This is a genomic window from Alkalilimnicola ehrlichii MLHE-1, assembly GCF_000014785.1.
Classification (GTDB): domain Bacteria; phylum Pseudomonadota; class Gammaproteobacteria; order Nitrococcales; family Halorhodospiraceae; genus Alkalilimnicola; species Alkalilimnicola ehrlichii.
Map to the genome: position 1 here is coordinate 17,469 of NC_008340.1, position 12,721 is coordinate 30,189.

General features: G+C 67.4%; 13 protein-coding genes. 9 read left to right on the plus strand and 4 right to left on the minus strand.

Annotated features, from left to right (window positions below; translation table 11 throughout):
- Positions 1-86: 86 nt before the first annotated feature.
- The 3 genes from MLG_RS00080 (at position 87) to ntrC (ending at position 3,218) form a co-directional block, all read left to right on the plus strand.
- On the plus strand, positions 87-614 hold the full coding sequence (locus MLG_RS00080) for a DUF4124 domain-containing protein (protein WP_011627769.1): 528 nt from the start codon (positions 87-89) through the stop codon (positions 612-614).
- A gap of 148 nt (positions 615-762) precedes the next feature.
- Positions 763-1,815 carry a nitrogen regulation protein NR(II) gene (gene glnL / locus MLG_RS00085; protein ID WP_011627770.1) on the plus strand — a complete coding sequence of 351 codons (1,053 nt, stop codon included), beginning with the start codon at positions 763-765 and terminating at the stop codon, positions 1,813-1,815.
- Entirely contained in the window at positions 1,812-3,218 is a 1,407-nt protein-coding gene (gene ntrC / locus MLG_RS00090; RefSeq protein ID WP_011627771.1) for a nitrogen regulation protein NR(I), read from the plus strand. The genes glnL and ntrC overlap by 4 nt, the downstream gene beginning before the upstream one ends.
- A gap of 215 nt (positions 3,219-3,433) precedes the next feature.
- On the opposite strand, the gene queE is transcribed toward ntrC, so the two are convergent.
- The 4 genes from queE to groES all read right to left on the minus strand — a co-directional run bounded on the left by queE (position 3,434) and on the right by groES (position 7,336).
- Positions 3,434-4,063 (minus strand): 7-carboxy-7-deazaguanine synthase, encoded by a 630-nt coding sequence (gene queE, locus MLG_RS00095; RefSeq protein ID WP_011627772.1) that lies wholly within the window; start codon positions 4,061-4,063, stop codon positions 3,434-3,436.
- Positions 4,060-5,217: an alpha/beta hydrolase family protein gene (locus MLG_RS00100; protein WP_049753484.1), complete on the minus strand. Its 1,158-nt coding sequence runs from the start codon at positions 5,215-5,217 to the stop codon at positions 4,060-4,062. The genes queE and MLG_RS00100 overlap by 4 nt, the downstream gene beginning before the upstream one ends.
- Before the next feature lie 127 nt (positions 5,218-5,344).
- On the minus strand, positions 5,345-7,006 hold the full coding sequence (groL, locus tag MLG_RS00105; RefSeq protein WP_011627774.1) for a chaperonin GroEL: 1,662 nt from the start codon (positions 7,004-7,006) through the stop codon (positions 5,345-5,347).
- A 42-nt stretch (positions 7,007-7,048) separates the two neighbouring features.
- Positions 7,049-7,336 carry a co-chaperone GroES gene (gene groES, locus MLG_RS00110; protein ID WP_011627775.1) on the minus strand — a complete coding sequence of 96 codons (288 nt, stop codon included), beginning with the start codon at positions 7,334-7,336 and terminating at the stop codon, positions 7,049-7,051.
- A 219-nt stretch (positions 7,337-7,555) separates the two neighbouring features.
- On the opposite strand from groES, the gene cutA reads away from it, so the two are divergent.
- From cutA to accC, 6 genes are all read left to right on the plus strand, one after another.
- A complete protein-coding gene (gene cutA, locus MLG_RS00115; protein ID WP_011627776.1) occupies positions 7,556-7,930 on the plus strand; it encodes a divalent-cation tolerance protein CutA in 375 nt (124 codons plus the stop codon).
- 9 nt (positions 7,931-7,939) lie between these two features.
- Positions 7,940-9,784, plus strand: coding sequence for a protein-disulfide reductase DsbD (gene dsbD / locus MLG_RS00120; RefSeq protein ID WP_011627777.1), 1,845 nt, complete (start codon positions 7,940-7,942; stop codon positions 9,782-9,784).
- The gene (locus MLG_RS00125) at positions 9,781-10,284 is read left to right on the plus strand and encodes a TlpA family protein disulfide reductase (protein ID WP_011627778.1); all 504 of its coding nucleotides are present in this window, start codon (positions 9,781-9,783) and stop codon (positions 10,282-10,284) included. The genes dsbD and MLG_RS00125 overlap by 4 nt, the downstream gene beginning before the upstream one ends.
- A 127-nt stretch (positions 10,285-10,411) precedes the next feature.
- Positions 10,412-10,870 carry a type II 3-dehydroquinate dehydratase gene (gene aroQ / locus MLG_RS00130; protein WP_011627779.1) on the plus strand — a complete coding sequence of 153 codons (459 nt, stop codon included), beginning with the start codon at positions 10,412-10,414 and terminating at the stop codon, positions 10,868-10,870.
- Positions 10,870-11,334, plus strand: a complete 465-nt coding sequence (gene accB, locus MLG_RS00135) for an acetyl-CoA carboxylase biotin carboxyl carrier protein (protein ID WP_011627780.1) — start codon at positions 10,870-10,872, stop codon at positions 11,332-11,334. The genes aroQ and accB overlap by 1 nt, the downstream gene beginning before the upstream one ends.
- Before the next feature lie 19 nt (positions 11,335-11,353).
- Positions 11,354-12,697: an acetyl-CoA carboxylase biotin carboxylase subunit gene (gene accC, locus MLG_RS00140; RefSeq protein WP_011627781.1), complete on the plus strand. Its 1,344-nt coding sequence runs from the start codon at positions 11,354-11,356 to the stop codon at positions 12,695-12,697.
- The last annotated feature ends 24 nt before the right edge of the window (positions 12,698-12,721 follow it).

Here is a 12,721-nt window from a genome sequence, read left to right on the forward strand (position 1 = left end):
ATTGCAGGGGGCCTTCGGGCCCCCTTTTTCGTGCCCGCCGGACCGGCTTGTTGTGCCGCCCCCCCGATTTGCCTAATCTGGTGGCTATGAACCGAATCATCATCGCAGCCCTGCTCTGTCTGCTGCCTGCGCTCGCCACCGCCGATCGGATCTACACCTGGACCGACGACCAGGGGGTGAGGCACTACTCCGATACGCCGAAGGATCAGCGGGCGGAGGAGCTGACGCCCGACCGGCTCAATCTCTACCAGCGCTTTACCGCACCGGTTCCCGAGCCTGCCGAACCGGACCAGGCCGCGGATGACCCGAACGCCTTTCCCGGCTATGACCGCCTGGCCATCCTCAGCCCCGGGGACGAGCAGGTGGTTCGTGACAACCTGGGCAACGTCGACGTGGAGTTGGCCCTGGAGCCGGAGCTGCAGGAGGGGCACCGCCTGGTGGCCCGGATTAACGACGAGGTGCGCGGCGAGTTCGAACGCCCCCGGTTCACCCTTGCGGAGGTCCACCGGGGGACCTGGGCGTTGCAGGTCTCGGTGGTGGACGAGGAGGGCCGCACGCTGATCGAATCGGGCACCGTTACCTTCTTCATGCATCAGGCCTCACGCCACTTCTGATCCCCGCCCATGGCTTCGCGGCGGTATAATGCACTAAAATAGTGCAAGACTGCCTGCACCATTTGCGCGCCTCCTGCCCGACAGCGCCGTAACAAGCGGTTGTCGCGACCCTGCCTGCCCTGGCGCATCTCTTGCAAAGTAAGCCGACATGGAAACGCACACCCCCCCGTACGTGGACCTTCTGGAGCACATCACCACCGCCGTGGTGATGATGGATACGGATACCCGGGTCCTCCACCTGAATCCCGCGGCGGAGATGCTGTTCCGGGTGAGCCTCCGCCAGGTCTCCGGCCAGCCGCTGCTGGCCTTTGCCCCGTCGGCGGAATTGCTGGACACCCTGGTGCGCGACGTGGTGGAGACCGGCCGGACCTATACTCAGCGTGAGCGCCGCCTGCCGGTGAGCCAGAACCACCTGATCACCGTGGATTGCACTGTCACCCCGATGCCCAACGGCCGGGTCCTGCTGGAACTGGCCGAGATCGACCGCCACCTGCGCATCACCCGCGAGCACCATCTGGTGGCCCAGAACCGGGCCATCCGGGAGCTGATCCGCGGTCTCGCCCATGAGATCAAGAATCCGCTGGGCGGCTTGCGTGGGGCGGCGCAATTGTTGGAGCGGGAGCTGGCCGGAGAAGAGCTGCGCGAATACACCCAGGTGATCATCAACGAGGCGGACCGCCTGCAAAACCTGGTGGACAGCCTGCTCGGTCCCAATGCGGTGCCGCGGCGGGAACCGGTGAATATCCACCAGGTGCTGGAGCGGGTGCGCCAGCTGGTCGTGGCTGAGGCCCCGGCCGGCGTGCAGCTGGAACGCGATTACGACCCGAGCATCCCCCCGGTGACGGCGCAGTTCGACCATCTGGTCCAGGCGTGCCTCAACTTGGTGCGCAATGCCCTGCAGGCGGTGGCCGGCGAAGGCACCATCACCCTACGCACCCGTACCCAGCGTCAGTTCACCATTGCCGGCCGCAACCACAAGCTGGTGGCGCGGATAGACGTGGTGGACGACGGGCCCGGTATCCCCGCGGAACAATTGGAACAGATCTTTTACCCCATGGTGACCACCCGGCCGGAGGGCTCCGGGCTGGGCCTGCCGATCGCCCAGACCCTGGTTGGCCAGCACAGCGGCCTGGTCGAATGCAGCAGCGAGCCCGGGCACACGGTGTTCACCATCTGGTTACCCCTGGAGACGACCCCATGAAGGAACAGGCATCGGTTTGGGTGGTGGACGACGATCGGTCCATCCGCTGGGTATTGCAAAAGGCCCTGGAGCGGGCCGGTTTCAAGGTCACCTGCTTTGACACGGCCGAGCGGGTGCTGCGGGCGCTGGAGCGTAACCAGCCCGATGTGCTGTTGACCGATATCCGTATGCCCGGTGTCAGCGGGCTGGATCTGCTCGCCCAGGTGGGTGATCGCTGGCCCGATATGCCGGTGATCGTGATGACGGCCCACTCCGACCTGGACGCCGCAGTGGCCTCGTATGAGGGCGGGGCCTTTGAGTACCTACCGAAGCCCTTTGATGTGGACGAGGCGGTGGAGTTGGTCACCCGCGCCCGGGAGAGCACCCGGACGGCTGAGGCCACGGAGGCCGCGGAAGCCCCAGCCCAGCATCCGGAGATCCTCGGTGAAGCGCCGGCGATGCAGGAGGTGTTCCGCGCCATCGGCCGCTTGTCGCGCTCGTCGGTGACGGTGTTGATCAACGGCGAATCGGGAACCGGTAAGGAGCTGGTGGCGCGGGCGCTGCATCGCCACAGCCCCCGGTCGGAGGGGCCGTTCATCGCCCTGAATATGGCGGCTATTCCGCGGGATCTGATGGAATCGGAGCTTTTCGGGCACGAGAAGGGGGCCTTCACTGGTGCCCAGGCGACGCGCCGCGGCCGTTTTGAGCAGGCGGACGGGGGCACCCTCTTTCTCGACGAGATCGGGGATATGCCGGCGGAGCTGCAGACCCGCCTGCTGCGGGTGCTGGCGGATGGTGAGTTCTACCGGGTGGGCGCGCACACGTCGATGCGGGTGGATGTGCGCATCATCGCCGCCACGCACCAGAACCTGGAGGCGCGGGTGGCCGACGGCTACTTCCGCGAGGACCTGTTCCACCGCCTGAACGTGATCCGGGTGCATGTGCCCTCGCTGCGCGAGCGACGGGAGGATGTGCCGTTGCTGGCCCGACACTTCCTGGCAGCGGCGGGACGGGAGCTGAACGTGGAGCCCAAGACCCTGCGCCCGGAGGTGGAGCGTTACTTCATGGGCCTGGACTGGCCGGGCAATGTGCGCCAGCTTGAGAACACCTGCCGTTGGCTGACGGTGATGGCGAGCGGGCAGGAGGTGCTGCTGGAGGATTTGCCGCCGGAGCTGCGTGAGGAGGCGGAAGCCGGTCGTCCGGGGGGCGGAAACTGGGAGACGGCGCTGAGTCGCTGGGTGGACCAGGCCCTGGCGCGGGGGCAGGAGGGGCTGCTGGATGAGCTGCAGCCGCGCTTCGAGGTGATTATGATCCGGGCCGCCCTGCAGCGGACGGGCGGCCGACGCCAGGACGCCGCCCGCCTGCTGGGGTGGGGCCGGAACACGCTGACCCGGAAGATCAAAGAACTCGGGATGGAGTTATAGGGGGAGCGGCTTGGGCCGGCGGGCCGGGGGCGGGGGGTACCGGCAGGCCTCCGATTGCGCACCCCTTCGGGGTGCCCTGCGCTACTCGGGAAAAATCGGCGCGCGTGAACTCGCTTCGCTCGAACAGGCACGCGCTTTTCCCGATTTTTCCCTGCGTTGCTCGGTGCGCAAAAGTCGGCCTGCCGGCACCCCCCGCCCCCGGCCCAAGCCGCGCGTCAGGGGATGCCGAGCAGCTTGTGGGTCTGCAGGCTCAATGACCATTGCGGGTGGGCGAGACAGTAGTCCACGCAGGCCTGGGTGTTGGCCTCGCGCTCCGGCCCGTCCATGGGTTGCAGAAAGAAGTGGCGGAAGGCCAGGTGCTGGAAGCGTTCCGGCTCCGCCCCCGGTTGCGGGTGGACCAGCTTGAGCTCGTCGCCGGTGGTGAGCACCAGGGGGGCGCCCGCCTTGGGGCTGACGCAGATCCAGTCCAGCCCGGCCGGCGCCGGCCGGGTGCCGTTGGTCTCCACCGCCACCTCAAACCCCCGACGGTGCAGGGCGTCGATCAGTGCGGAATCCAATTGCAACAGGGGCTCGCCGCCGGTGCAGACCACCAGCGGCCGGCCGCCGCCCGGCCAATAGCCGGCCAGCCTTTCGGCCAGCTCGTTCGCGCTGCGGAAACGGCCGCCGCCGGACCCGCCGGTGCCCACGAAGGCGGTATCGCAAAACCGGCAGATGGCCGATGCCCGGTGGGCCTCGCGACCGCTCCAGAGGTTGCAGCCGGCGAAGCGGCAGAACACGGCGGGCCGCCCGGTCTGGGCGCCCTCCCCCTGCAGAGTGTAATGGATTTCATGGACGCTGTAGGTCATGGCTCATTCGCCGACGAGGGGGTCGGTGGCGGGTCGTCGCGCAGCAACAGCAGCCGGTTGACCGCCCGCAGCAACCGCCAGGCGCCCACCACCCCGGGGTCCACATCCACATGGGTGAGGCCGGTCACCAGCCGCAACTCGGCCTGCCCCCTGGGGGCGGCCTGCTTGAGGGCCTGGCTCTGGGTCCAGGGGATGACATCGTCGTCGCGGCCGTGGACCAGCAGCAGGTAGGCCTGAAGCCGGGACAGGTCCCGGTTGGCAAGATTCAGCGCTTTAATCTCGTCGCGGACGCCGTCGGGCAACGCCGCCAGCAGGTCCGGTACCCGATCCGGATCCCGGTTGGTGAGCAAGGCATAGACCGCGCGCCCGGGCGGTGACAGCCGCTCGGCCAGCGGCCCGGTCTCGGCCTCCGGGTCCGCCAGGCGCTCGCGGGCGATACGGTCGAGCAGGCGGCGGTCGTCGGCATCCGGCACCCGGTCCAGCTGGGTCAGCAGGACCACCCAGCGGCCCTCCACCCGGGGGATCTGGTAGCGCCGCTCGCCGTCCTCGGTGAAATAGCCGGTGGTGACGTAGGTCAGGGTCTCCACCAGATCGTAGTAGCCGCCCACCCCGACGATCCAGCCGATGTGTGGCCGGCCGTCCTCCTCCAGCGCCGCCAGCACGGCGGTGGCGACGGAGAAGCTCATCGCGGCCACGCCCACCCCCTCGCCGTCGTCCCGCGCGTCCAGCCAGTGGGCGGCATCCACCACATCGCGGATGTTCTCCGGCGAGACGTCCATGCGGGTGAGGGTCTCCACCTCTGGGGCGAGGACGCGAAAACCGGCCCGGCTCAGCGTCTTGGCGAACTGCACCAGGCGCGGGTCCCGCCGGCCCGCCTCGGTGAAGCCGTGGACCAGCACCAGGTTGGAGCGGACCTCGTCGCCCGGGGTATAGAGGTCGGCCACCCGTGGCACCCCGGTGGGGCCGGTGTACTCGACGGTCTCTCGTTCCGGGGCCGGTCGGGTGCGTTTCCAGCGGCTGTCGGCCTCGCCGGCGCGGATATCGGCCAGGATCAGCCCCGCCTCGTAATGGCGTTGCATGGCACCGCAGCCGGGGAGCGCAATGACTGCCGTCAGGGCAAGCACCAGAAACAGTGTGGGGTGCAGGGCATTCATAGCTCGCAATGATGGCATAAATCGCCCGACCAGGCTCCCGGGCGGGCCCGGGTTCCGGACACAAAAAACCCGCCGGCGGCAGGACCGTCGGCGGGTTCGGTTTGGGTCGGCCGGTGGGCCGGACGGCTTACATCATGCCGCCCATGCCCCCCATGCCGCCCATACCACCCATGTCGCCCATGCCGCCGCCGGCACCGGCGTCGTCGTCCTTGGGCAGGTCGGCGACCATCACCTCGGTGGTGATCATCAGCGCGGCCACGGAGGCGGCGTTCTGCAGCGCGGTGCGGGTCACCTTGGTGGGATCGAGAATGCCCATCTCGACCAAGTCACCGTACTCACCGCTCTGGGCGTTGTAGCCGTAGTTGCCCTCGCCGTTGCGCACTTCGTTGACCACCACGGCGCCATCACCACCGGCGTTGTAGACGATCTGGCGCAGGGGCTCTTCCATGGCGCGGCGGACGATGTTGATGCCCACCTCCTGGTCGTGGTTGGCATACTCCAAGCCGTCGAGGGAGGCCTGGGCGCGCAGCAGCGCGGTGCCACCACCGGGGACGATGCCCTCTTCCACCGCGGCGCGGGTGGCGTGCAGGGCGTCCTCCACGCGGGCCTTCTTCTCCTTCATCTCGATCTCGGAGGTGGCGCCCACCTTGATGACGGCCACGCCGCCAGCCAGCTTGGCCACGCGCTCCTGCAGCTTCTCCTTGTCGTACTCGGAGGTGCTCTCCTCGATCTGGGCACGGATCTGCTCGACGCGGGCCATGATGTCGTCGTGACGGCCGGCGCCGCCGACGATGGTGGTCTCTTCCTTGGAGACGTCCACCTTCTTGGCCTGGCCCAGGTCGTCCAGGGTGGCCTTCTCCAGGGACAGACCCACTTCCTCGGAGATCACGGTGCCGCCGGTGAGCACGGCGATGTCCTGCAGCATGGCCTTGCGGCGGTCACCGAAGCCGGGGGCCTTGACCGCAGCCACCTTGACGATGCCACGGATGCTGTTGACCACCAGGGTGGCCAGGGCCTCGCCCTCGATGTCCTCGGAGATGATCAGCAGCGGCTTGTTGGCCTTGGCGACATTCTCCAGCAGCGGCAGCAGGTCGCGGATGTTGGAGATCTTCTTGTCGTGCAGCAGGATGAAGGCGTCTTCCAGCTCGGCCTTCATGGACTGCTGGTTGTTGATGAAGTAGGGGCTGAGGTAGCCGCGGTCGAACTGCATGCCCTCAACCACGTCCAGCTCGTTCTCCAGGCCGGAGCCCTCTTCCACGGTGATGACGCCTTCCTTGCCCACCTTCTGCATGGCGTCGGCGATGATGCGACCCACGGACTCGTCGGAGTTGGCGGAGATGGAGCCCACCTGGGCGATGGACGTGTCGGTCTCGCAGGGCTTGGAGAGTTCGTCGGCCAGGTACTTGGTGGCCGCGGAGACGCCCTTGTCGATGCCGCGCTTGAGGTCCATGGGGTTCATGCCGGCGGCCACGGCCTTCATGCCTTCGCGCAGGATGGCCTGGGCCAGCACGGTGGCCGTGGTGGTGCCGTCACCGGCGATGTCGGAGGTCTGGCTGGAGACCTCTTTGAGCATCTGCGCGCCCATGTTCTCGAACTTGTCCTCCAGCTCGATCTCCTTGGCCACGGAGACGCCGTCCTTGGTGACGGTGGGGGCGCCGAAGGACTTGTCCAGCACGGCGTTGCGGCCGCGCGGGCCCAGGGTGGCCTTGACCGCGTTGGCCAGGGTGTTCACGCCCTTCATCATGCGCTGGCGGGCGTCGTCGGAGAAACGGATCTCTTTAGCTGCCATTGTGTGTTGTCCTCTCTAAAACGGAATTCGGCGGAAAGCGGTTTACTCGACGATGGCCATGACGTCGTCTTCGCGCATGACGAGCAGCTCCTCGCCATCGACCTTGACCTCGGTGCCGGCGAACTTGCCGAACAGCACCTTGTCGCCCACCTTCAGGTCCAGCGGGCGGGTCTCGCCGTTGTCCAGCAGCTTGCCGTTACCCACGGCCACCACCTCGCCCTTGATGGGCTTCTCGGCGGCGGAATCGGGGATGACGATGCCACCGGGGGAGGTGCGCTCCTCTTCCATGCGCTTGATGACCACGCGATCGTGCAGGGGACGAATGTTCATGGGGCTGTTACTCCCTTATGCGTTTGCTGTCGTTCGTGTTTGGCGGTTTTGGAGAGAGGGCAGGGTTAGCACTCTCAAGTTGTGAGTGCTAATGATAGTGACCGCCCCCCTCGAGTCAAGAGCCGCTGTCGCGGCGCTGTCCTCTGAATGGGGTCGGCGGTGGTAGAATTCAAGGCCAGTCTCGCAATTCGGACACCATAGAGCCCCGGAGGTGGCGATATGCCCGCCGAGCAGTACCTGGTTTACTGCACCTGCCCCGATGACGCCGTGGCGCGGGAACTGGCCGGCGCGCTGGTGGAGAGGCGCTTGGCCGCCTGCGTCAATATCGTGCCCGGACTGACTTCCGTGTTCTTTTGGGAGGGTGAGGCCCAGGCCGAGCCCGAGGTGCTACTGCTGATCAAGACCTCGGCGGCCGCCTACCCGGCGCTGGAGCAGGCCATCCTGGAGCAGCACCCCTATGAACTTCCCGAGATTGTGGGGGTCCCTTTGGAAAAGGGCCTGCCCGGTTTCCTGCATTGGATCGCCATGGAAACCGCGGGCGGGGCCGGTGACAACGACGACCCCAAGGACCTGCCAGACCCCGATGTCCGCTAAGGAACGCCCATGACCGCACTGGCCCGACCCCTGCCAGCGGCCACGCCGTTGCGCTGGCCGCTCTACTGGCTGCTGGTATTGCTGCTCGCCCTGCCTCTGTGGGGTGCGGATGCGCGCGCCAACCCGCTGGATCAACTGGGCGGGGGCCAGCAGCAAATCCTCCCCGCTGAGGAGGCCTTTCCCCTTTTTCTGGAGCGGATCGGCGAGCACCGCCTGCTGCTGACGGTGGATGTGGCCGAGGGCTACTACCTCTACCGTGAGAAGTTGGCGTTCGAGGTGCGTAACGGCGGCGTCGCGCTCACCGACGTGGCCATACCCGAAGGCCGGGAGAAAGACGACCCCTTCTTCGGGCAAACCACCATCCTCCGCGGCGTGGCGCAGGTGCAACTGCAGTTCGACGGCCCGGTGCCCGACGATCTGCGTTTGGAGGTGGCCTACCGCGGTTGCGCCGATATCGGTGTCTGTTATCCACCGCTGACCGCCGATCTGGGGCTCGATGGGCAGGGCGCTATTGCCAGTGGTGTCGGCGGCGGTGGCGGCGGGACGGCCGGCGGCGCCGAGGGCCGGCTCTCCAGCCTGCTTCAGGACGGCAGCGCCTGGATGATCCTCGGTGGCTTCTTCGTCGCCGGGCTGCTGCTGGCCTTCACCGCCTGTCTCTACCCCATGATCCCCATCCTCTCCGGGCTGATTGCCGGTGACAGCCAGCGCGGCAGCGGGCGGGCGCTGCTGCTCTCTTTCGTTTATGTCCAGAGTGTGGCCATTACCTATGCCCTTGCCGGGGCCGCGGCGGGCTTGACCGGCCGGGTGGTTCAGGCCGAGCTGCAGAATCTCTGGGTGTTGGGCGGGTTCTCATTGGTCCTGGTGTTGATGGCTATGGCCATGTTCGGCCTGTTCACCGTGCAGATGCCGGGTGTGCTCCAGAACCGACTGGACGCCCTGTCCCGCCGCCAGAAGGGCGGGCGGCTGCTGGGGGTGGCGGTCATGGGCATGCTCTCGGCGCTGATTGTCGGGGCCTGCTCCGGCCCGGCACTCATCGCCGCGCTCAGTTTCATCGGTACCACCGGCGAGGTCGGTCTCGGGGCGCTGGCGCTCTACGTGATGGCGCTGGGCATGGGGCTGCCGCTGCTGCTCATTGGGACCGCCGCCGGCAAGTGGCTGCCGCGCTCCGGGGCCTGGATGGACGGCGTCCGCCAACTGTTCGGTTTCGTGCTGCTGGGCGTCGCCATCTGGATGATTGAGCGGTTGCTGAGCGATGCCTTTGCCCTCGCCCTCTGGGGCCTGCTGCTGATCGCCTTTGCCGTCTGGGTCGGCTGGCGTCTGCGCGGTGGCCGGCTGCTGTGGCGCTGGAGCGGCCGTGCAGTGGGGCTGGCGGCGCTGCTTTGGGGCGCCGCCGCCCTGGTGGGGGCCGGGACCGGCGCCCATCAGCTCAGCCAGCCCCTGGCGGGGCTGAGCGGGGAGTCCCGGACGGAACTTGCCTGGGTCGATGCGCACAGCCTGGACGAGTTGGATGCCCTGCGCGAGCAGGCGCAGGCCGAGGGCCGGCCGGTGATGCTCGATGTCACTGCCGATTGGTGTATCTACTGCCAACAGCTCAAGGACCGGACCTTCCCTGACCCCGGCGTGCAGGCGGCGCTGAGCGATGCAAAGCTGGTGCGGGTGGATGTCACCGCCATGGACGATGCCGAGCGCGCGCTACTGGAGGCGCTGGGTGTTTTCCTGCCACCGGCCATCATCTTCTACCGCGCCGACGGCAGCGAGGCTCGCGGCCAGCGGGTCTCGGGTTTTCTCGGGGCCGAGGAGTTTCGGCAGCGGGTGGATGCCGCCCTGAACGGTGAGCCGGGGCCGCGGGGATGACGCGCGCCCTGCTGTTTACGGTGGTCATCCTTCTCGGCGCGGTGGCCGGGGTCTTCGGCTATCAGGTCTGGGACCAGGACCGTCCTGAGCCGCGCCCGGATCTCACCCTGCCCGATCTCCAAGAGCAGCCGCGCAGCCTCTCGGAGTGGGATGGGCGGCTGATCGTATTGAATTTCTGGGCCACCTGGTGCCCGCCCTGCGTCGAGGAGATGCCGCTGTTCCAGCGCCTCCAGGACGAGTATGGTGACCGGGGTTTACAGTTCATCGGGGTGGCGGTGGACCGGCCGGACGCCGTGGCCGAATTCGTCGCCGAGCACGACATCCGCTACCCCATCCTGTATGGCCGCCAGGCCGCCATGAGCGCCGGACAGGACTTTGGCAACCAGGCCGGGACCCTGCCCTGGACGGTGATCATCGACCGCGAAGGCCACATTCGCCACGTCTTCGACCGGGAGGTGAGCCGTGAGCAGATCGAGCCGGTGCTGCTGGACCTGCTCTAATCTGGGGTATTGATCCGCCGGCAACCTGCGGCCATTTTCTGCGAACTCGCGACGATCTGGACAACAACACGCGGATCCCGCAAAATCAGCGGCGATGTTGTCAGCCACCGCTTGGCGCCGGGGACTCATGCCAGAACTGCTGCTCCTGAACGGACCCAACCTCAACCTGCTGGGCACACGCGAGCCGGGCATCTATGGCAGTGATACCCTGGCCGACATCGAACGGCGTCTGGGCGAGCAATGCGCCGGGGCCGGCGTGCGCTTCTCCGCCTTTCAGACCAACGCCGAGCACGCGCTCATCGACCGTATTCATCAGGCCGGCCGGGCCGGGGTGGACTTCATCCTGATCAATCCCGGCGCCTGGACCCACACCAGCATTGCACTGCGTGACGCCCTGCTGGGCGTGGGCATCCCCTTTATCGAAATCCACATCTCCAACGTGCACGCCCGAGAGCCCTTCCGGCGCCAGTCCTACCTGGCCGACGTGGCCGTAGGGGTGATCTCCGGCCTCGGGGTGCACGGCTACGAACTGGCGCTGCAGGCCGCCCTGAAGCGGCTGGACGGCAGCCCAAGAGGACAGCACTGATGGATATCCGAAAAGTCAAACGACTCATCGAGCTGCTGGAGGACTCCGGCGTCAACGAGATCGAGATCCACGAGGGCGAGGAGTCGGTACGCATCACCCGCGGCGCCCCGCCGCAGGCGCCGCAGACCTATACGGTGCCCGCGCCGCCCCCGGCCCCGTCGCCGGCGGACGGCCCGGCGGCACCGGCGGGCTCCGCCCCGGCGGAGACCGAGGCGGAAGCGAAAGTCGACGGGCACGAGGTCCGCTCCCCCATGGTGGGCACCTTCTACCGCGCCCCCTCCCCGGGGGCCAAGGCCTTCGTGGAAGAGGGCGACAAGGTCAAGGCCGGCGACACCCTTTGCATCATCGAGGCCATGAAGATGCTCAACCAGATCGAGGCCGACCGCGACGGCGAGGTGGCCAAGGTGCTGGTGGAGAACGGCCAGCCGGTGGAGTTCGATCAGCCGTTGTTCATCATCAGGTAGTCGCCGCCCGGAGCCCTTCATGCTGGAAAAGATCGTCATTGCCAATCGCGGCGAAATCGCCCTGCGGGTCCTGCGTGCCTGCCGTCAGCTCGGCATCCGCACGGTGGCCGTGCACTCGTCGGCCGATCGTGACCTCAAGCACGTGCGTCTGGCCGACGAGTCGGTCTGCATCGGGCCGCCCGCCTCCGCCGAGAGCTACCTGAACATCCCGGCCATCATCAGCGCCGCCGAGGTCACGGACGCCATGGCCATCCACCCGGGCTATGGTTTTCTCTCCGAGAACGCCGACTTTGCCGAGCGGGTGGAGCAGTCCGGTTTCGTGTTCATCGGCCCAAAGGCGGAGACCATCCGTATCATGGGGGACAAGGTGGCCGCCATCCGCGCCATGCTGGCGGCGGACATCCCCTGTGTCCCCGGCTCCGGCGGTCCGCTCACCGATGACGCCGATGCCAACCTGCGCATCGCCCGCGAGATCGGCTATCCGGTGCTGATCAAGGCCGCGGCCGGCGGCGGCGGCCGCGGCATGCGCGTGGTGCGCTCGGAGGCCGGGCTGCTGAATGCCATTTCCCTCACCCAGACCGAGGCCCAGTCCGCGTTCGGCGACAGCACCGTCTATATGGAGAAGTACCTGGACAACCCGCGCCACGTGGAGGTCCAGGTGCTGGCGGACGGTCAGGGCAACGCCATCTACCTGGGCGAGCGCGATTGCTCCATGCAGCGGCGCCATCAGAAGGTGGTCGAAGAGGCGCCCGCACCCGGGATCACCGAGGAGGAGCGCCGCTTCATCGGCGAGCGCTGCGCCGATGCCTGCCGCCAGATCAACTACCGGGGGGCAGGCACCTTCGAGTTCCTCTACCAGGACGGCGAGTTTTTCTTCATCGAGATGAACACCCGTCTGCAGGTGGAGCACCCGGTCACCGAGATGATCACCGGCGTGGACCTGGTCAAGGAGCAGATCCTGGTGGCCAGTGGCCAGCCGCTGCGTTACCGCCAGGAGGACATCGAGATCCGCGGGCACGCGGTGGAGTGCCGGATCAACGCCGAGGATCCGCGCAGCTTCCTGCCCTCCCCGGGGACTATCGACCAGTACCATGCCCCGGGCGGGCCCGGGGTGCGGGTGGATTCGCACATCTACAGCGGGTACAAGGTGCCGCCCTACTACGACTCCATGATCGGCAAGCTGATCACCCATGGCGAGGACCGCGAGAGCGCCATCGCGCGCATGCGCACGGCCCTGTCCGAGGTGGTGATCAGCGGCATCAAGACCAACATCCCCCTGCACCAGGACATCATGGATGACGCCGGCTTCCAGGCCGGGGGCATGAATATCCATTACCTGGAAAAGAAGCTGGGCCTGAGTTGACGCGAGGCTCAGGCCGGTCATCTG